This window comes from Streptomyces sp. NPDC045956, from assembly GCF_056430705.1.
In genome coordinates, this window is the sequence record NZ_JBWKKZ010000001.1 from 1057252 (window position 1) to 1077017 (window position 19766).

17 protein-coding genes are annotated in these 19766 nt (G+C 73.0%); 12 read left to right on the forward strand and 5 right to left on the reverse strand.

Going from position 1 to position 19766, the window contains the following annotated elements:
- Nucleotides 1-64: 64 nt before the first annotated feature.
- Both polA and AC07FV_RS04665 read left to right on the forward strand, forming a co-directional pair.
- Nucleotides 65-2788, forward strand: a complete 2724-nt coding sequence (gene polA, locus AC07FV_RS04660; RefSeq protein WP_479084598.1) for a DNA polymerase I — start codon at nt 65-67, stop codon at nt 2786-2788.
- Nucleotides 2789-3149: 361 nt separating this feature from the next.
- Nucleotides 3150-3572 carry a hypothetical protein gene (locus AC07FV_RS04665; RefSeq protein WP_479084599.1) on the forward strand — a complete coding sequence of 141 codons (423 nt, stop codon included), beginning with the start codon at nt 3150-3152 and terminating at the stop codon, nt 3570-3572.
- On the opposite strand, the gene AC07FV_RS04670 is transcribed toward AC07FV_RS04665, so the two are convergent.
- The gene (locus tag AC07FV_RS04670) at nt 3493-4347 is read right to left on the reverse strand and encodes a DUF4184 family protein (RefSeq protein WP_479084601.1); all 855 of its coding nucleotides are present in this window, start codon (nt 4345-4347) and stop codon (nt 3493-3495) included. The two genes, AC07FV_RS04665 and AC07FV_RS04670, sit on opposite strands and share 80 nt — an antisense overlap.
- Before the next feature lie 252 nt (nt 4348-4599).
- Here AC07FV_RS04670 and AC07FV_RS04675 point away from each other — a divergent pair, with 252 nt between their 5' ends.
- On the forward strand, nt 4600-6402 hold the full coding sequence (locus AC07FV_RS04675; protein ID WP_479084603.1) for a lytic transglycosylase domain-containing protein: 1803 nt from the start codon (nt 4600-4602) through the stop codon (nt 6400-6402).
- Nucleotides 6403-6495: 93 nt separating this feature from the next.
- On the opposite strand, the gene hrpB is transcribed toward AC07FV_RS04675, so the two are convergent.
- Nucleotides 6496-9012 (reverse strand): ATP-dependent helicase HrpB, encoded by a 2517-nt coding sequence (gene hrpB, locus AC07FV_RS04680; RefSeq protein ID WP_479084605.1) that lies wholly within the window; start codon nt 9010-9012, stop codon nt 6496-6498.
- Between the two features lie 63 nt (nt 9013-9075).
- Nucleotides 9076-9900, reverse strand: a complete 825-nt coding sequence (locus AC07FV_RS04685; RefSeq protein WP_383649829.1) for a class I SAM-dependent methyltransferase — start codon at nt 9898-9900, stop codon at nt 9076-9078.
- Between the two features lie 374 nt (nt 9901-10274).
- Here AC07FV_RS04685 and rpsA point away from each other — a divergent pair, with 374 nt between their 5' ends.
- From rpsA to AC07FV_RS04705, 4 genes are all read left to right on the forward strand, one after another.
- Nucleotides 10275-11780: a 30S ribosomal protein S1 gene (gene rpsA / locus AC07FV_RS04690; RefSeq protein ID WP_383649817.1), complete on the forward strand. Its 1506-nt coding sequence runs from the start codon at nt 10275-10277 to the stop codon at nt 11778-11780.
- A 184-nt stretch (nt 11781-11964) separates the two neighbouring features.
- Entirely contained in the window at nt 11965-12903 is a 939-nt protein-coding gene (locus tag AC07FV_RS04695) for a PAC2 family protein (protein WP_356607974.1), read from the forward strand.
- Between the two features lie 69 nt (nt 12904-12972).
- Nucleotides 12973-13578 (forward strand): dephospho-CoA kinase, encoded by a 606-nt coding sequence (gene coaE / locus AC07FV_RS04700; RefSeq protein ID WP_479084607.1) that lies wholly within the window; start codon nt 12973-12975, stop codon nt 13576-13578.
- Between the two features lie 167 nt (nt 13579-13745).
- A complete protein-coding gene (locus AC07FV_RS04705) occupies nt 13746-14126 on the forward strand; it encodes a tetratricopeptide repeat protein (RefSeq protein ID WP_479084609.1) in 381 nt (126 codons plus the stop codon).
- A 65-nt stretch (nt 14127-14191) separates the two neighbouring features.
- Here the strand turns inward: AC07FV_RS04705 and AC07FV_RS04710 are convergent, their stop codons facing one another.
- The gene (locus AC07FV_RS04710; protein WP_479084611.1) at nt 14192-14449 is read right to left on the reverse strand and encodes a DUF6343 family protein; all 258 of its coding nucleotides are present in this window, start codon (nt 14447-14449) and stop codon (nt 14192-14194) included.
- Between the two features lie 102 nt (nt 14450-14551).
- On the opposite strand from AC07FV_RS04710, the gene AC07FV_RS04715 reads away from it, so the two are divergent.
- The 3 genes from AC07FV_RS04715 (at nt 14552) to AC07FV_RS04725 (ending at nt 16940) form a co-directional block, all read left to right on the forward strand.
- Nucleotides 14552-15466 (forward strand): acyltransferase domain-containing protein, encoded by a 915-nt coding sequence (locus AC07FV_RS04715; protein WP_479084613.1) that lies wholly within the window; start codon nt 14552-14554, stop codon nt 15464-15466.
- A 226-nt stretch (nt 15467-15692) separates the two neighbouring features.
- Entirely contained in the window at nt 15693-16373 is a 681-nt protein-coding gene (locus tag AC07FV_RS04720) for a class I SAM-dependent methyltransferase (protein ID WP_479084615.1), read from the forward strand.
- Nucleotides 16374-16451: 78 nt separating this feature from the next.
- A complete protein-coding gene (locus AC07FV_RS04725; protein WP_479084616.1) occupies nt 16452-16940 on the forward strand; it encodes a DoxX family protein in 489 nt (162 codons plus the stop codon).
- Between the two features lie 80 nt (nt 16941-17020).
- Here the strand turns inward: AC07FV_RS04725 and AC07FV_RS04730 are convergent, their stop codons facing one another.
- Nucleotides 17021-17698 (reverse strand): RNA-binding S4 domain-containing protein, encoded by a 678-nt coding sequence (locus AC07FV_RS04730; protein WP_479084618.1) that lies wholly within the window; start codon nt 17696-17698, stop codon nt 17021-17023.
- A gap of 150 nt (nt 17699-17848) precedes the next feature.
- Here AC07FV_RS04730 and AC07FV_RS04735 point away from each other — a divergent pair, with 150 nt between their 5' ends.
- A complete protein-coding gene (locus tag AC07FV_RS04735; RefSeq protein WP_479084619.1) occupies nt 17849-18562 on the forward strand; it encodes a uracil-DNA glycosylase in 714 nt (237 codons plus the stop codon).
- A 110-nt stretch (nt 18563-18672) separates the two neighbouring features.
- Nucleotides 18673-19659 carry a prolyl aminopeptidase gene (pip, locus tag AC07FV_RS04740; RefSeq protein WP_479084620.1) on the forward strand — a complete coding sequence of 329 codons (987 nt, stop codon included), beginning with the start codon at nt 18673-18675 and terminating at the stop codon, nt 19657-19659.
- Nucleotides 19660-19766 lie beyond the last annotated feature (107 nt).

The following is a 19766-nucleotide window of genomic DNA, read 5'->3' on the forward strand; positions in this document are numbered from 1 at the left end:
CCCGGGCCCGTGCCACCGGCGAGCGCGGGGCCGAGTGTCGGTGGTCCGTGGCAGGATCGGGGACGTGGCAGAGACAGCAGCGAAGAAGACCGACAACACCTCCGGCGGCCGCCCGCGCCTGATGCTCATGGACGGGCACTCACTGGCGTACCGCGCGTTCTTCGCGCTGCCCGCGGAGAACTTCACGACCGCGACGGGCCAGCCGACCAACGCGATCTACGGCTTCGCGTCCATGCTGGCCAACACGCTGCGTGACGAGGCTCCCACGCACTTCGCGGTGGCGTTCGACGTCTCCCGCAAGACCTGGCGCTCGGAGGAGTTCACCGAGTACAAGGCGAACCGCTCCAAGACCCCGGACGAGTTCCGCGGCCAGGTCGAGCTGATCGGCGAGCTGCTCGACGCCATGCACGTGCAGCGCTTCGCCGTCGAGGGGTTCGAGGCCGACGACGTCATCGCCACGCTCGCCACCCAGGCCGAGGCCGAGGGCTTCGACGTGCTGATCGTCACCGGCGACCGGGACTCCTTCCAGCTGGTCAGCGACCGCACCACCGTCCTCTACCCGACGAAGGGCGTCTCCGAGCTGACCCGCTTCACGCCGGAGAAGGTCTTCGAGAAGTACGGGCTGACGCCCGCCCAGTACCCCGACTTCGCGGCGCTGCGCGGCGACCCGTCCGACAACCTGCCCGGCATCCCCGGCGTCGGCGAGAAGACGGCCGCGAAGTGGATCAACCAGTTCGGGTCCTTCGCCGAGCTGGTCGAGCGGGTCGACGAGGTCAAGGGCAAGGCCGGGCAGAACCTGCGCGACCACCTGGAGTCGGTCAAGCTCAACCGGCGGCTCACCGAGCTGGAGCGCCGCGTCGAGCTGCCGAGGACGGTCACCGACCTGGAGCGCACGGCGTACGACCGCAAGGGCGTCGCGATGATCCTGGACACCCTGGAGATCCGCAACCCGTCGCTGCGGGAGCGGCTGAACGCCGTCGACCCCGGCGCCGAGGAGGCCGAGGCCACCCCGGTCGTCGCCGACGGCGTGGAGCTGGACGGCACGGTGCTGGGCACCGGTGAGGTGGCCGGCTGGCTCGCCGAGCACGGCACGGGAACCCTCGGCGTCGCCACGGTCGACACCTGGGCGCTGGGCACCGGCTCGGTCGCCGAGGTGGCGCTCGCCGCGGCCGGCGGTCCGGCCGCCTGGTTCGACCCGACCGAGCTGGACGAGGCCGACGAGACGGCGTTCACGGCCTGGCTGTCCGACGCCGACCGGCCGAAGGTCCTCCACAACGCCAAGGGCGCCATGCGTGTCTTCGCCGAGCACGGCTGGACCGTCGCCGGCGTCGGCATGGACACCGCGCTCGCCGCGTACCTGGTCAAGCCGGGCCGACGCTCCTTCGACCTGGACGCCCTCTCCCTGGAGTATTTGCACCGCGAGCTGGCCCCCGCCGCCGCGGCCGACGGCCAGCTGGCCTTCGGCGCGGACGACGGTGCCGAGGCCGAGGCGCTCATGGTGCAGGCCCGCGCCATCCTCGACCTGGGCGAGGCCTTCGAGGGACGCCTGGCGGACGTCGGCGCCGCGGACCTGCTGCGCGACATGGAGCTGCCCACGTCCGCGCTGCTGGCCCGCATGGAGCGGCACGGCATCGCGGCCGACCGCGAGCACCTCCAGGCGATGGAGCAGATGTTCGCGGGCGCCGTGCAGCAGGCGGTGAAGGAGGCGCACGCGGCGGCCGGCCGGGAGTTCAACCTCGGCTCGCCCAAGCAGCTCCAGGAAGTCCTCTTCGGCGAGCTGAACCTGCCGAAGACCAAGAAGACCAAGACCGGCTACACCACGGACGCCGACGCCCTGGCCTGGCTGGCGGCCCAGACGGACAACGAACTGCCGGTGATCATGCTCCGTCACCGGGAGCAGGCCAAGCTGCGCGTCACGGTGGAAGGCCTGATCAAGACGATCGCCGCCGACGGCCGCATCCACACCACGTTCAACCAGACCGTCGCCGCCACCGGCCGGCTCTCGTCCACGGACCCGAACCTCCAGAACATCCCGGTCCGCACCGACGAGGGCCGCGCGATCCGGCGCGGGTTCGTCGTCGGCGAGGGCTTCGAGTCCCTGATGACGGCCGACTACAGCCAGATCGAGCTGCGGGTGATGGCCCACCTCTCCGAGGACGAGGGCCTCACCGAGGCGTTCACCTCCGGCGAGGACCTGCACACCACCGCCGCCGCGCAGGTCTTCTCGGTGGAGCAGTCCGCGGTGGACGCCGAGATGCGCCGCAAGATCAAGGCCATGTCCTACGGCCTGGCGTACGGTCTGTCGGCCTTCGGCCTCTCCCAGCAGCTGAACATCGAGGCGGCCGAAGCCCGCGGCCTGATGGACGCCTACTTCGAGCGGTTCGGCGGTGTACGGGACTACCTGCGCCGGGTCGTCGACGAGGCGCGGGCGACGGGGTACACGGCGACGCTCTTCGGCCGCCGCCGCTACCTGCCGGACCTCAACAGCGACAACCGTCAGCGCCGTGAGGCGGCCGAGCGCATGGCCCTGAACGCCCCGATCCAGGGCACGGCGGCCGACATCGTCAAAATCGCCATGCTCAACGTGGACAAGGCGCTGCGCGAGGCCGGCCTCGCCTCCCGGATGCTGCTCCAGGTCCACGACGAAATCGTCCTGGAGATCGCTCCCGGCGAGCGCGCGGCGGCGGAGGAGCTGGTCCGCCGCGAGATGGCGAACGCGGTGCGGCTGAGTGTCCCCCTGGGTGTCTCGGTGGGCTCGGGCCCGGACTGGGAATCGGCGGCGCACTAGCCTCCGGCGGTTGCTGGTTGCTGGTTGCTGGTTGCCGGTTGCCGGTTGCCGGTTCGTGCTCGGCGGGTGCGGGCCGGCCTGTGCGCTGCCGCAAGCGGTGCCGCAGGGGACCGGTCAGGACCGGTCGGCGCCCGGAGCGGGCGATCGGGTGGCTGTGCCCGCGCGCGGGGCCGGTCCCATATCGGGCCGCCCCGCACGGCGCAGGGCGGCTCGGTCCGGTTCCGGTCCCGTACCGCCGGGTCCGCCCGCCCCCGTCCGTACATCTCCCCGTCCCCGCCGTGCCCCCGCTCCGCGAGGAGCCGTCACTCAGGTGGCCCCCGCCAAAGCGCCCCCCGTCCCCGTCTCCCGCAAGGATGCGGGCATGGGTATACGCATGCTCCACCACCGGACGACCCCGGCACGGGCAAGCACCGACCGACCCGCGCGCCTGCCACTCGTCCCGGTCCCGATCTTCGCGCCGGGGGCAAGTACCGGCCGCACCCCCGCCGGCCCCGCGACGGCCCTGCGCCGTACCGCGACGGACCTCCGCCGCCGGCTCACCCACCGCGTCGACCGCGACGCGAACCCCGTACCCCCGCCCGGCCCGCTCGCCCGGCACCTGTGGGCCGACCTGGCCCGCGGCTACCTGGCGCTCGCCCTCACCCTGCTGCCGCGCGCCCGGCCCGCCCGCAACGTCACCGTGTTCGTCGCGAGCGCCGACACCCTCAGCGCGCGACCCGGCGGTCCGGCTCCCTACCGGCGCCTCCCGGGCTGGTGGGAACCGGGGCCGGACGCCACACCCTGACCCCCACGGCGTAGAGCAGCAGCCCGGGGGCGAGCCCCGCACCCGCTCCGAAGCACACCGTCGGGATCAGCTCCCAGGGTTTCGCCACGTCTCCCCAGCAGGCCCACCAGCGGACCGCCCGCTGCACCGCCCCGACCACGGCGCACCCGCCGAGCACCGCCGCGGCCCACCACCGGTCCCCGGCCGAGAGGACCGGGACGCCCAGCGGTTCGGCCCGGGGCGCCCGGCGCAGCGCCCGCACCAGGAACACGGCGATGACGACGGCGGCCACGGCGGAACCGCCGTACTGGAGGTACCAGTAGAGCGGCGAGCCCGCGATCTCCCGCCCGAGGACCGGGAGCACCCGCATCCCCCAGCGGTCGAGGTGCGTGAACGCGTCCCACACCACGTGCGTCAGCGCCCCCAGCACGGCCGACACGTACCACCGCAGCAGGAGGGGCGCGTCCACACGCGCGCGTGGCGTCCCGCAGCGCAACAGGGCGGCGGCACGGCCCTGCCGGGCCCGCGGCAACAGGGCCACCAGCGGTTCACGGAGCAGCAGCCACACCGTTACCAGGACCCAGGCGATGACCACGTCGACGGTGAGGACACCCGCGAAGGAGTGCGTGACGTCCCCGAACTCCATCGCCCCGGACACGAAACTCGCCGCGTAGTAGGTGACGTCGGGCGAGAAGGAACCCGCCACGAGTACGGCGGGCACCAGCCGGCCCCGGCCGGTCCCGTCGCTCCTCACCGCGGGCAGTACGGCGACCGCATGACTGAGGGTGAAGGGCAACGGAACTCCTCGTATGGCCAACTGGTGAATATCGGGCACGAATGGGTGCCCGTGCAAAGCAAGTTGTCGTAGGGTCGCCTGCGGCACCGTACTGGTCGAACAGACGGACACCGCACGTGGAAGGTTGCGGTGCAACCAACGACGCGTACCGATCGTCACATCAGGACGGGCGGCACGCGCAGGACGGGCCGGCGCGACGGCCGGAGACCGACGGAGAGGGACGCGAGGGCGTCCACGGGAGGGGTTCACTCTATGGCGGCGCATTTCGACAGGAGGCTCCGCAAGGCGGCGGTCACCACCACCGTGGCGGCGGTCGTGGTCGCGGCCCTGTCCGCGTCCCAGGCTCCCGACGTGACGGCCGACGCACACGGCAGACAGACCACGGCCGACAAGGGGCCGACGCCCGACGCCTCCTCGGAGGAGAGCGCCACCGGCAACTCGCCGTACTACACGGACCTTCCGCCGCTCAAGAGCCCGAGCCCCGCACCGACCATCGGCACCCCCGCCTCCCGCGGCCCGGCCGAAGCGGGCATTCCCGCCACCGTGCTCGACGCCTACAAGAAGGCCGAGTCGGAGCTGCGCCGGGCCAAACCGGGCTGCAACCTGCCGTGGCAACTGCTGGCCGCCATCGGCAAGGTGGAGTCGGGTCAGGCACGCGGCGGCAAGGTCGACGCGCAGGGCAACACCCTCGGCAAGATCATCGGCCCGCAGCTTGACGGCAACGGCTTCGCGCTCATCAAGGACACCGACAACGGCGTCTACGACGGCAACAGCAGGTACGACAACGCCGTCGGCCCCATGCAGTTCATCCCCTCCACGTGGGCGTGGGCGGGACGCGACGGCAACGCCGACGGCAAGGACGACCCCAACAACATCTACGACGCCGCGCTCTCCGCCGGTCACTACCTGTGCCGCAACGGCTGGGACCTGTCCGTCCAGGCCGACCTGAACCGCGCGATCCTCAGCTACAACAACTCGCAGGACTACCTCCACACGGTCCTGTCCTGGCTGGAGCACTACCGCAAGGGGACCCACGAGATCCCCGACGGCACCGGCACCCTGCCCGTGGGACGCAGCGACGACCCCGGCCCCGGTCCGTCCGCCGGCGGGTCCGGCGCCACCACCGGTCCCAGGGCCCCCGGCGCGCCGGCGCCCGGCTCGACCGAGCCGAGCACGCCCGCCGCGCCCGGCAACGGCTCGCCGAGCCCCAAGCCGCCCACGCCACCCAAGCCGCCCACGCCGCCGAAGCCGACACCGCCCCCGCCGACGACCGAGACCCCCACGGACACGGTGCACCACCTGGAGAACGCCGGCACCACGGGGCTCACCGCGATCGCGGGCGACACCTTCGCCCAGAAGATCAGCGCCCGCGCCGAGACCAAGGCCGGCCAGTCCGTCGGCAAGGTGCGCATCCGCTTCACCGTCCTCGGTGACACCGACGCCGCCTTCACCGGCGGGGAGAAGGTCGCCGCCGTCACCACCAACGCCTCCGGGGTGGCCGTCGCGCCCGCGCTGGTGGCAGGGGAGAAGACCGGCGCGTTCACCGTCCGTGCCACCGTCATCGGCCGTACCGTCGCCGGCCTCGACTACCGGGCCACCGTCACCGAGCGCGTCGCCGACGCCCTCGCCCGTACCGGCGACACGGCCCTGACCTGCACGCCGGGCGGCGAGTTCGGCGACCAGGTCGAGGTGAAGGCCACGCACAAGGGCGCCGCCGCGGACAAGGTCGCCGTCACCGCCACCCTCATCAAGTCGGTGCTCGACCCCACCGAGAGCGACAAGGGCCCCTACTTCAAGGACGCCGACGGCAAGACCGTCCGCACCCTGACCGGCCTGAAGACCGACGCCAAGGGCCTGCTGAAGCTGCCGAAGCTGTACGCGGACGACACCACCGGCACCTTCCTGCTCCGCCTCACCACCGCGGGCGGCGCCACGCTCAACGTCCAGCTGAAGGTGGCCGAGGCCGCGCCGGAGCCGTCGCCGGACCCGTCCACCGAGGCGCCCGAGACCTCGCCCACCCCCTCCACGGAGCCGTCGACCGCGCCGGCGGCGTAGACACGGATCCGACGGGCCCGGACCGAGGGGCGCCCCCCACCGCCACGGCGGCGGGGGGCGCACCCCGTTCACCGCGCGGAGGCTCCCCGGTGCTCACTTCGCGGGGCGGCTCTTCGTGTGCCGCGTCGGCTCGGCCGTGGCCGGGTCCTCGGGCCACGGATGCTTCGGATACCGGCCGCGCAGCTCCGCGCGTACGCCCCGGTAACCGTCCTTCCAGAAGGAGGCCAGGTCGGCCGTGACCGCCGCCGGGCGCCCGGCGGGGGAGAGGAGGTGGACGAGGAGCGGCACCCCGGCCACCTCGGGCGAACGCTGGAGCCCGAACATCTCCTGGAGCTTCACCGCGAGGACCGGCCGGCCGGGATCGGAGTAGTCGATCCGGACCCGGGACCCGCTGGGGACCGCGATCCGCTCCGGGGCCAGCTCGTCCAGCCGCGCCGCGTCGCCCGAGGACCAGGGCAGCAGCCGTGTCAGCGCCTGCCCCGCGTCGATGCGGGCCAGGTCGGCGCGGCGCCGGGCCCGGCCCAGCTCCGGCTCCAGCCACTCGTCCACGCGCGCGTACAGCGCCTCGTCGGAGACGTCCGGCCAGGGCGCGCCGACCCGCCTCCGCAGGAAGGCGAGCCGCTCGCGGAGCCCCCGCGCCTCGGCCGGCCAGCGCAGCAGCCCGAGCCCCTCCTGCCGCAACCCCTCCAGCAGCGCCTCCCGTACGAGGCCGGGGCCGGCGTCGTCGAGGGGGCGGACGGTGAGTTCCACGGCTCCCAGCCGCTCGACCCGCCGGGCCACGACGTCGCCGTCGCCCCAGCGCACCTCGTCCCGCTCGTCCAGCAGGGCCCCCGCGGCCAGCCGGGCCGTCGTCTCGTCCACGGCCGCGCCGAGCTGCACGCGCGCGTGCCCCTTGCCCACCGGCCGGTCGGCGACGGCGACGGCGATCCACGGCGCCCCGCGCAGCGCCGACGCCTCCGGCAGTTCGGCCCGGGTCCCGGAGACCATCAGGTACGAGCCGCCGTCCTTCCTGGCCACCCGCTCGGGAAAGGCCAGCGCGGCGACCAGCCCGGCGAGCGCGTCGTCCGCGACGTCCCGCGCCCGCCCGCCGGCCCCCTCCACCGCCGTACGCAGCCGCCGCGCCTCGGCCCGCCACCGCGCCCCGTAGCCGTCCCCGCCACGCCGGGCGGCCCGCAGCGCGGCCGTCAGATCGTCCCCGTACTCCCGCGGCGGCTCCTCGCTGAGCAGGGCCACCACCTCGGCCACGGCGTCGGACGCCCCGGAACCGGCCGCCCCCGCGCCCCCGGCGTCGAGCAGGGCCCGTCCCAGCCGGGGGTGCAGCCCCAGCCGAACCAGCCGCAGGCCGCGTGCGGTCGCCCGCCCCGCGCGGTCCACGGCGCCGATGAAGGCGAGCACCTCCCGCGCCGCCGCCATCGCCCCGCCCGGCGGCGGATCGAGCAGCGCCAGCCCGGAGGCGTCCGGATCGCCCCAGCAGGCCGCCTGGAGCGCGAACGCCGTCAGGTCGGCCACCTTGATCTCCGGTGCCGGGAAACGCGGCAGACGGGCGTCCTCCGCCTCCGCCCAGCAGCGGTACACCGCGCCCGGCGCCTCACGCCCGGCCCGGCCGGCCCGCTGCCGGGCCGCCGCACGGGAGGCGCGCACCGTCGTCAGGGCGCTCAGCCCGCGCCCGTGGTCCACCCGCGGCTCCCGCGCCAGCCCCGCGTCCACGACCACCCGCACACCCGGGACCGTCAGCGACGACTCGGCCACCGAGGTCGCCAGCACCACCCGGCGTCTCGTCCCGGGCGCCAGGACCGCGTCCTGCACCGACGCGGGCGCACGCCCGTGCACCTGGAGCACGTCGACGTCACCGAGGCCTCCCAGCTGCCCGGCCACCCGGGCGATCTCCCCGACGCCGGGCAGGAAGCACAGCACGTCCCCGTCGCGCTCGGCCAGCGCCCGCCGCGTCACCGACGCCACGTGCGTGAGCAGGGCCGGGTCCACCCGCATCCCGTGCGGCGGCCGTACCGGCCGCGCCGGCGGCGCCCACACCACCTCCACGGGATGGGACACGCCCTCCGCCTCGACGACCGGCGCGCCGCCCAGCAGCCGGGCCCAGCCCGCCGCGTCGGTCGTCGCCGAAGCGGCCACCAGACGCAGCTCGGGGCGCAGTGTCTGCCGCACGTCCCACAGGAACGCCGCGGTCGTGTCCGCGTCCAGATGGCGCTCGTGGCACTCGTCGAGCACCACCACGTCCACGCCGGCCAGCTCCTGGTCGCGTTGGAGCCGCTGCAACAGGACGCCGGTCGTCACGACCTCCACGTGCGTGTGCCGCCCGACGACCCGCTCACCGCGCACGCTGTACCCGACGCTCGCGCCGGGCTTCTCGCCCAGCAGCCACGCCATCCGCCGGGCCGCCGCCCGCGCCGCGATCCGCCGGGGCTCGGCCACCACCACGTGCCGCGCGGGGCCCTCGCCGAGCAGGCCGGCCAGTTCCAGCGGCACCAGCGTCGTCTTGCCGGTCCCGGGCGGCGCGACCAGCACCGCGGTGCCGTGCCCCTCCAGGGCGTCGTGCAGCGCGGGCAGGGCACCGCGTACGGGCAGGGCGTCCAGGGCGTCGTAACGGATCACGCCCCCAGTGTCGTACGGCGGCGGAACCACACCCCACGCGCGCGGTGGACAGCGAACGCGGACTCAGTCCCGCTCGCACACGAAGACGGCCGTCCCGGGGATCAGGTGCCCGCGCAGCGGCGACCAGCCGCCCCACTCGGAGGTGTTCCAGTCCGGCCACTCCGGCTCGACCAGGTCCACCAGCCGGAACCCCGACGTCACGACGTCCCGGACTCGGTCGCCGAGCGTCCTGTGGTGCTCGACGTAGACCGCGCGGCCCTCGTCGTCCTGCTCGACGTAGGGCGTGCGGTCGAAGTAGGAGGCGGACACCGTGAGCCCCTCGGGGCCGGGTTCGTCCGGGAACGCCCAGCGCAGCGGGTGCGTGACCGAGAAGACGAAACGGCCCCCGGGACGCAGCACCCGCCGCACCTCCCTCAGCACCAGCCGGGGATCGGCGACGAAGGGCAGCGCCCCGTACGCCGAGCACGCCAGGTCGAACGAGCCGTCCGCGAAGGGCAGCGCGGCCGCGTCGGCGCAGACCAGGGGGAAGGGTGAGCCGATGCGCAGCGCGTGCTGGAGCTGGCGGTGGGAGAGGTCCAGGGCCACGGGCCGGGCCCCCTGCGCGGTCAGCCAGCGTGCGCACTGGGCGGCGCCGGCGCCGATCTCCAGGACGTCCTTGCCCTTCAGCTCCTCGGGCGGGCCGAGCAACTCGGCCTCGACCTCGTCCAGGCCCTCGGGGCACCACACGAAGCGGTCGTCGCCGAGGAAGGTGCCGTGATCGGTCTGGTACTCGTCCGCGTTGCGGTCCCACCAACCGCGGTTGGCGCGGGCGCTCTCCGTGACACCGGCGGCACGCCGGGTGGCCTCGGGCTCCGCCGTTTCTGCCTCGGACGTTACGGGCTCTTGGATGACCGGCTCCCTCGTACTAGTCTGCGGGCTCCTCCGTGCCGCCCGCCCCGCGTGTCGCGCGAGGGACAATTCAGGGGTGCGGGTGGCCCCGGAGGCAGCTTTTGTGCCGGGTATGCGGTGATCCGCCCCGGGTGTGCGGCTTCGCGCATTGACCCTGCCCGGCTGCCCCCGTATGCTACAAGTTGCGCTGCGGGCCTGCGCACCTCAGACGTAGCAGGTCGCGCTCGCATCTGTTGTATGTCCCCTCGGTTCATGAGGTGTCACCCCTGGTTTCGGTGACGCTTCCTTGGCTGTCCGGCTTCGGCAGAGCGAAACGGGCTCCCGGCGTAAGCAGTACCTACGACTTCAATGTCCGTACCGGAGCCCTTTCCCACATGACGAGCAGCACCGAGACCACCGCCACCACCCCGCAGGTAGCGGTCAACGACATCGGTAACGAGGAAGCCTTCCTCGCCGCGATCGACGAGACGATCAAGTACTTCAACGACGGCGACATCGTCGACGGCGTCATCGTGAAGGTCGACCGGGACGAGGTCCTGCTCGACATCGGTTACAAGACCGAAGGTGTGATCCCGAGCCGCGAGCTCTCGATCAAGCACGACGTCGACCCCAACGAGGTCGTCGCCGTCGGTGACGAGATCGAGGCCCTTGTTCTCCAGAAGGAGGACAAGGAAGGCCGCCTGATCCTCTCGAAGAAGCGCGCCCAGTACGAGCGTGCCTGGGGCACCATCGAGAAGATCAAGGAAGAGGACGGGATCGTCACCGGTACCGTCATCGAGGTCGTCAAGGGTGGTCTCATCCTCGACATCGGCCTCCGTGGCTTCCTCCCGGCCTCCCTGGTCGAGATGCGCCGCGTCCGCGACCTCCAGCCCTACGTGGGCAAGGAGCTCGAGGCCAAGATCATCGAGCTGGACAAGAACCGCAACAACGTGGTCCTGTCCCGCCGTGCCTGGCTGGAGCAGACCCAGTCCGAGGTCCGCCAGACGTTCCTCACGACCCTCCAGAAGGGTCAGGTCCGTTCCGGCGTCGTCTCCTCGATCGTCAACTTCGGTGCCTTCGTGGACCTGGGTGGCGTCGACGGTCTGGTCCACGTCTCCGAGCTCTCCTGGAAGCACATCGACCACCCGTCCGAGGTTGTCGAGGTCGGCCAGGAAGTCACCGTCGAGGTTCTCGACGTGGACATGGACCGCGAGCGCGTCTCCCTGTCGCTGAAGGCGACCCAGGAAGACCCGTGGCAGCAGTTCGCCCGCACCCACCAGATCGGCCAGGTCGTGCCCGGCAAGGTCACGAAGCTGGTGCCGTTCGGTGCGTTCGTCCGCGTGGACGAGGGCATCGAGGGTCTGGTCCACATCTCCGAGCTGGCCGAGCGCCACGTGGAGATCCCGGAGCAGGTCGTCCAGGTCAACGACGAGATCTTCGTCAAGGTCATCGACATCGACCTCGAGCGCCGTCGCATCAGCCTCTCGCTGAAGCAGGCCAACGAGTCCTTCGGTGCCGACCCGTCGGCGGTCGAGTTCGACCCGACCCTGTACGGCATGGCCGCGTCCTACGACGACCAGGGCAACTACATCTACCCCGAGGGCTTCGACCCCGAGACCAACGACTGGCTCGAGGGCTACGAGACCCAGCGCGAGGCGTGGGAGACCCAGTACGCCGAGGCGCAGCAGCGCTTCGAGCAGCACCAGGCTCAGGTCATCAAGTCCCGCGAGGCGGACGAGAAGGCCGCTGCCGAGGGTGTCGACACCCCGGGTGCGGCTCCGGCCGCCTCCAGCGGTGGCGGCGGCTCGTACTCCTCCGAGGGCGGCGACAACTCCGGCGCCCTGGCGTCGGACGAGGCGCTGGCCGCGCTGCGCGAGAAGCTGGCCGGCGGCCAGAGCTGATCGCGGGCCACTGAGGCCCAGTAGTCGACCGAGGGGCCGCACCTTTGAGGTGCGGCCCCTCGGCCGTGCCACGACGCGGGTCCGGCCCCCTGCCGTCGCCAAGATCATGGCGTTGCCCCTCCCGGGAATGCCCGCCCGCGCGCGGACGTTGTGAGGTACGGACACGAGGAGGGGAGCGGACACTGTGCTTGATCCGCAGGGTTTGTACGCATGGGAGCCGAAGGGCTTGGCCGTCGTCGACATGGCACTCGCCCAGGAGTCGGCCGGACTGGTCATGCTCTACCACTTCGACGGATACATCGACGCGGGCGAGACCGGCGACCAGATCGTCGACCAGGTGCTCGACTCGCTGCCCCACCAGCTCGTCGCCCGCTTCGACCACGACCGGCTCGTGGACTACCGGGCGCGCCGCCCGCTGCTGACCTTCAAGCGGGACACCTGGACGGACTACGAGGAGCCCGCCATCGAGGTGCGGGTCGTGCAGGACGCGACCGGGGCGCCCTTCCTGCTGCTGTCCGGGCCCGAGCCGGACGTGGAGTGGGAGCGCTTCGCCGCCGCCGTCGGGCAGATCGTCGAGCGCCTCGGTGTCCGCCTCTCGGTCAACTTCCACGGCATCCCGATGGGCGTGCCGCACACCCGCCCCGTCGGCGTCACCCCGCACGGCAACCGCACCGACCTCGTGCCGGGCCACCCCAGCCCGTTCGAGGAGGCCCAGGTCCCCGGCAGCGCCGAGGCGCTCGTGGAGTACCGGCTCATGCAGGCCGGCCACGAGGTCCTGGGCGTCGCCGCGCACGTCCCGCACTACATCGCCCGCTCGCCCTACCCGGACGCCGCCCTGACCGTCCTGGAGGCCATCACGGCGGCGACGGGACTGGTCCTGCCGGGCATCGCGCACTCCCTGCGGACGGAGGCGCACCGCACGCAGACGGAGATCGACCGGCAGGTCCAGGAGGGCGACGAGGAACTCACCGCACTCGTCCAGGGCCTGGAGCACCAGTACGACGCCGTCGCGGGCGCCGAGACCCGGGGCAACATGCTCGCCGAGCCCGTCGACATCCCGTCGGCGGACGAGATCGGCCGCGAGTTCGAACGCTTCCTGGCGGAGCGGGAGGGCGAGGGCTGACGCCGGCCGGGCACCCCGCCGACCGCCCTGTCGGGACGGCCGCCGTCGGCAGGCCCTAAGCTTCCGCTCATGCTGAAGGTGGGCCTGACCGGCGGGATCGGCGCCGGCAAGAGCGAGGTGTCGCGGCTGCTCGTCGAACACGGCGCCGTACTGATCGACGCGGACCGGATCGCGCGCGAGGTCGTGGCGCCGGGCACCCCGGGGCTGGCCGCGGTCGTCGAGGCGTTCGGCCAGGACGTCCTCACCGAGGACGGCAGCCTGGACCGGCCGAAGCTCGGCTCGATCGTGTTCGCCGACCCGGCGAAGCTGGCCGCGCTGAACTCGATCGTGCACCCCCTGGTCGGCGAACGCTCCCGCGCCCTGGAAGAGGCGGCCGCCGAGGACGCCGTCGTCGTCCACGACGTCCCCCTGCTCACGGAGAACGGCCTGGCACCGCTGTACGACGTCGTGATCGTCGTCGACGCCGACCCGGCCACCCAGCTCGACCGGCTGGTCCGGCTGCGGGGCATGACCGAGCAGGACGCACGCGCCCGCATGGCCGCGCAGGCGACGCGCGAGCAGCGCCGGGACATCGCGGACGTGGTCATCGACAACGACGTACCGCTGGACGAGCTGCGCGCCCGCGTGAGCGAGGTGTGGGCCGAGCTGGCCCGCGCGGCGCACGCGTCGAGCTGAGCGCCCGGGCGTGCCCGGAGCATGTCCCAGCCGCCCCGGCTCCCTCTTTCGCTTCTGTGGCTCTGTTTCGCTTCGGTAGCTCCTTTCGCTTCTGTGGCTCCTTTCGCTCTTGGAATAGCGGTCCCCGCGCGGGCGTTGATCCCCTGGAGAGAGGGAAGGATGCTGCCGTGCCCGAGACCAGCGGTTCGACCGGACGTACTCCGGAGACGGATGTCATCGACTTCCGTGCCGCCGAGCACCTGCTCGCGGCCCGGGACCCGCAGGGCGCGGTCAAGCTGCTCGACGGGGTCATCGGCGTGCACCCGGAGAACACGGCCGCGCGGCTGCTGCGTGCGCGCGCCTTCTTCGCGGCGGCGCAACTGAGACCGGCCGAGCTGGAGTTCACCATCGTCCTGGAGCGCGAGCCGGACAACGCCTTCGCGCACTTCGCGCTCGCGCGTACCTACGAGCGCCGGGGATGCCCCGACCAGGCCCGGCGCCACTTCCGGCTGGCGGCGGCGCTGGATCCGAACCCGGAGTACCTGGAGCAGGCGCGGTTCGACTCGTGACGGGGGCGGGCGCCCGCCCGGGACCTCGCTGACATGATCCGACCCGACCCGAGCGGCGGGCCGGGTCAGTCCCCCGGCGGCCGGTACGGCGGGATGTCCGGACCCGGCTGGTAGTGCGGGCCCTGCCGGATGTGCCGGACGATCACCGCGAGATCGACCGCGGCGACGAGAAAGAGCCCCCCGCACGCCAGCGCCCACCCGGGCCGCCCGACGATCGCGAAGGCAGCCGTCCCGAGGACGGCCCAGGTCAGCCCCCACAAGCTCAGCCAGAAGCGCGCCCGCAGGGCACTGCGCGCGGTGGCCGGTTCACTGCCGGTGCGCATCGATCATCGCTCCTGTGGAAAAGGTACTGCGGGAGACCTACGAGGGGGAAACGCGCTGTGCTACCGGACCGACCCGCGTCATCCGGGACACCGGACCGGCCCGTGCTGCCGGATGTCGACGACCTGCCCGACGTGCTGCTCGACCTGGCGGTTCCGCACGAGGACATCAACGCGCTGGTGGGGCGGCGCGCTGCGGTCACCCGCGATGCCGGGACGGAACGGTTGCTGGAGGAGTGCGTCGAGGAGCTGGTGCGGGACGTCGGGGTCGTGACGGGCGACGCGGAGGGCGCGCGGCGGTTCGGGGAGCGGCTGGCCGAGGCCCCGGAAGGGCTGGGCGGGTACTTCGCCGCCTACGTCTTCGTCGCCGCGCTGCCCTGGACACGCGCCTATCACGAGGAGCGCGGCGTCCCGGCGGAGGTCGTCCGGCACACCCTCGCCGACCTGGGGCGGAACATGGCGAGCCATCGCAGGAGGTACGGCAGCGGCGGGGTACGTGCCCCGCAGTGGCTGGTGCACCACTTCCGGGGCGAGCTCTACCAGCTGGGGCGGTTGCAGTTCCAACGGACCACGGTCGGGGAGTGCACGGCGCCGGTGCTGAGGGCGGCCGGCATGGACGCGGTGCCGGGCGAGCCCTGTCTCGCCCTCCACGTCCCGGACTTCCGCGGGCCGCTGACACCGGCCGCCTGCGACCGCTCGCTCGCGCTCGCCCAGCGGTTCTTCCGCCGGCACTTCCCCGAGGAGCCGTACCGTGCCGCGACGTGCCACTCCTGGCTCCTCGACCCGCAGCTGAAGGATCACCTGGACGCGGACTCCAACATCCTTCGCTTCCAGGAGCGCTTCCGGGTGGCTCTGCCGGACACCGAACCCGCCGACGAGGAACCCGTGCGCTTCGTCTTCGGGAACCCTTCCCTTCCGGTCGCCGACCTGCCGCGGCGCACCTCGGTGGAGCGGGCGGTCGGGGACCATCTGCGGGCGGGCGGCCACTGGTACGTCAGGCACGGCTGGCTCCCGTTCTGACCTACGGCGATACCGCCGACGGCCGGTCCTGTTCCGCCGACGGCCAGCCCTGCTCCGCCCGACGGCCGGTCGCGCCCCGCCGGCGCTCGGTCCCGCTCCGTCGGCACGGGCGGGTGCTGGGGCGCGCGGTTCAGACGCGACCGGCACGTTCACTCGGACGGGTGAACCGGCCGTCGAGGGGAACGAGCGTGCGGTTGCGGTCCGTTGGACGGACATGGAGCTGAGAATGCGAGAGGGATACCAAGGGACGGGACCCGGGGCCATCACCCCGGACGGCTGCGCGGTCGAGCTCTATTCGCGGCTGCCCGCCGGAGCCGAGCCGGACGTCATCGCCGCCGCCGTGCCCGAGGGGGCGCACATCCTGGAGCTGGGCAGCGGCGTGGGACGCATGACCCACCCGCTGCTGGACCGGGGGTTCACGGTGACCGCGGTGGACGAGTCCGCCGAGATGCTGGAGCACGTGCGCGGGACGCGCACGATATGCAGCCCGATCGAGGACCTCGACCTGGGGGAGCGCTTCGACGTGGTCCTGCTGGCGTCGTTCCTCGTGCACGCCGGGGATGCCGAGGTGCGGCGAGGACTGCTGCGCACCTGCGTCCGCCATGTCGCGGAGGGCGGCTGCGTCCTGATCCAGAGGGAGGGGGCGGACTACCACACGGACCTGCCGCGCGAGCGGGTCGACCCCAGCGGATTCACCGTGCGGATCGTGTCGTCGGAGCCGGTCGGCGACGGAGTCCACTCGGTGCGCGCGGAGTACGAGTTCCCGGACGCCGTCTGGACGCAGACCTTCCGGGCCCGGCCCATGACCGGGGACCAGTTCGAGCGGGCTCTGGAGGAGGTGGGGCTCCGGGTGGACCGGCAGTTGACCGAGGACGGGACGTGGCTGAGGGCGCTGCCCCTTTCCTGAGGGGTTCGCGATGAGTTCCGGGCCGGCGGGCGGTCCACCTCCCCGACAGCGTTTCGGACCCCTGCCCAGGAGACCCACATGTCCCAGCCCGTCGCCCCCACCGTCTCCGCCGCTCCCGCCATCCCTTCAAGCCCTGGTGCCTCCGCGGCCTCGGCGACTCCCACCGCCACTGACCGCGGCGGGCGAGGCGCCCGGACCGTCCTGCGCGTGGTGCAGGTGCTCCTCGCGGTGTTCTTCGCCGTGGCGAGTGCCCTGCCGAAGCTGATCGCGCACTCCTCGGCGGCCGACATCTTCACCGAGATGGGCTGGGGCAACGCGGGCATGATCGCCATCGGCGCGCTCGAACTGGCCGGTGCGGTCGCTTTGTTGGTCCCGGTGCTTCAGTCGGTGGCCGCGACGTCCCTCAGTGCCCTGATGGTCGGCGCGTTCGTCGTCCAGCTCACCTACTTCGACGGGGAGAACGCCGCTACTCCGGTCATCCTCATGCTGCCGCTCCTGGTCATCGCCTGGGCCAGGCGCGGAAGCAACGAGGAGCTTCTCCGTCGGGTGCGGCCCCGGCGCGTCTGAACCGGACGGGCCGGGCGCCCTGGCGCAGACATCGCCGCGGATGATGCCTGCGGCGGGGCCGGCGAGCGGGGCGCGCGCTCTCAGGGCCTGGTCTCCGCATCCCTCCGGGCGCGACTCAGGCTCTCGAGCCCTCGCAGCCTTTCCAGTTCGCGGCGATCGCGCTTGGTGGGGCGTCCGGCGCCGCGGTCGCGGATGCCGGCGGGGGCGACGGCCTCACGGGGCGGGGGCGGCGGGGAGTTGTCGAGGTAGCACTGGGCGGCGACCGGGGCGCCGACGCGCTTGCGGATCAGCCGCTTCACGACGACGACGCGTTCCCTGCCCTCCTGCCGCAGGCGCACCTCGTCGCCGACGCGCAGGGAGTACGCGGGCTTCACACGCTCGCCGTTCACCCGGACATGGCCGCCCCGGCAGGCGGTCGAGCCGAGGGAGCGGGTCTTGATGAGGCGCACGGCCCAGATCCAGCTGTCCACACGGACGGTCTCGCCGTTCTTCGGCCCGGCGGCCTCGGCGGCGGCGATCGCGGCGGCGGTCTTCGGGTCCGGGGGCTGAGGGCCGCCGGTGACCGTGTCGCCCGGGCCGGGCTGCGCGGTGTCCTGGCCGTCGGCCGCCTCGGAGTGCTGTCCGGTGGCAGTGCCGTCGGCCGCCGTCCCGGCCTTCGCCGCGATGCTGCCGTCGGCCCTCGTCCTGGCCTTCGTCGTGTCGGCGTCCCGTGGGTCGGCCGCCCCGCCGCTCCTGCCCTCGTCATGCTCGCAAGCCATGGTTCGACCTTAACCGTCCGGCCGGACGAGGGAGACCTCTATTCGCGGCGGACCGGCACCGCCGAGGCTCCCCTGCGGCCGCAGGCCCGGTGGCCTTGTCCGCAGCGGGCTGACGGGGGCGGTGGGCGGACGGCGTTCTACGGTGGAGGCATGAACAGCAGCGGCCTCTCCGTACTCGACCGGCGGATCGAGGAGTGCCGGGCCTGTCCTCGGCTCGTCGACTGGCGGGAGGAAGTGGCCCGGACCAAGCGGGCGGCCTTCGCCGACTGGACCTACTGGGGTCGGCCTGTGCCCGGCTTCGGTCCGCCCGACGCGCGTCTGCTGATCGTCGGGCTCGCCCCCGCGGCCCACGGAGGCAATCGCACCGGCCGGATGTTCACCGGGGACCGCTCCGGGGACGTGCTGTACCAGGCGTTGTACGACGTGGGGCTCGCCTCGCAGCCCACCGCCGTCTCCGCGGACGACGGTCTGGAACTGCTCGGCGTGCGCGTCACCTCGCCGGTGCACTGCGCCCCGCCCGCGAACAAGCCCACTCCCGCCGAACGCGACACCTGCCGCCCCTGGCTGATCCGGGAACTGGGGCTGCTGAAGCCCACACTGCGCGCCGTGGTCGTGCTCGGCGCCTTCGGCTGGCAGGCCGCGCTCCCGGCGCTCGCCGAGTCGGGCTGGACCGTGCCCCGCCCCCGCCCCGCCTTCGGACACGGCAGCCACGTCGGGCTGGATGCCTCCGACGGTCCCGGCCTGGACCTCTTCGGCTGCTTCCACGTCAGCCAGCGCAACACGTTCACCGGACGTCTCACCCCCGAGATGCTCCGGGACGTGCTCCGCACGGCGGCCGACACCGCAGGGCTGCCCACGGCGTGAGTCCCGGCGTACGGCGTACGGCGCACGGCGCACGGAGAACGAAGCACGGAGAACGAAGCACGGGCAGAAAAGGGCTGAGCGGCCAGACACGGCACCGCTACGGTGCACCGATGGCCCTGTATCCGGAGATCGAACCGTACGACCACGGCATGCTCGACGTCGGCGACGGCAACCGCGTCCACTGGGAGACCTGCGGGAACCCACAGGGCAAGCCCGCGCTGGTCCTCCACGGAGGGCCGGGGTCCAGTGCCGGTCCCAACCTCCGGCGGTACTTCGACCCCGCCGCGTACCGGATCGTGCTCCTCGACCAACGCGGCGCCGGACGCTCGGTGCCCCCGGCGAGCGACCACCACACCGACATGAGCGTCAACACGACCGCACACGTCATGGCCGACCTCGAGCGGCTCCGCGCCCACCTCGGCATCGAGCGGTGGCTCGTGTGGGGGGTGTCGTGGGGATCGGTACTGGGGCTGCGGTACGCACAGACCCATCCGGGAGTGGTGTCCGAGCTGGTGCTGACCGGAGTCGCCACCGGCTCCGGTGCCGAAGTCGGCCTGCTGACCCGCGGGTTGGGGAAGATCTTCCCCGAGGCCCACGAACGGTTCCTGGCCGAGCTGCCCGAGGGTGAACGCGACGGCGATCCGGCCGCCGCGTACAACCGCCTGCTGGAGTCACCGGACGCCGCCGTCCGGGAGCGGGCCGCGCGCGCCTGGACCGACTGGGAGACAGCGACGATTCCCGCGCCGCCGGGCTCGGTCGCCCGGTTCGAGGACCCGGATTTCCGCTTCGGCTTCGCGCGCACCGTCACCCACTACTGGGGCAACGACCACTTCCTCGGCGACGGCAACGAACAGGGTGTGGTCCTCCAGGACGCCCACCTGCTGAAAGGCATCCCCGGCACCCTCGTGCAGGGCAGCCTCGACTTCGGCAACCTCCTCGGTATCGTCTGGCGGCTCCACCACGCCTGGCCGGGCAGCGAACTGGTGGTCGTGGACGAGGCCGGGCACGACGCCGGTACCCTCGGCGACCAGGCACTGGTGGCGGCGACGGACAGGTACGCGCACGGACACACGGCGCGGGGCGCGCAGGACACCTGACGCCGCCTTCGACTGAGGCCGGTGGCTGACCCCGACGAGTCCTGGTCGGAGGCCGGAGGTCGGCGGAAGGACCTACGCTGCCGTACCGCGTCCCTGCCCGAGTCGCC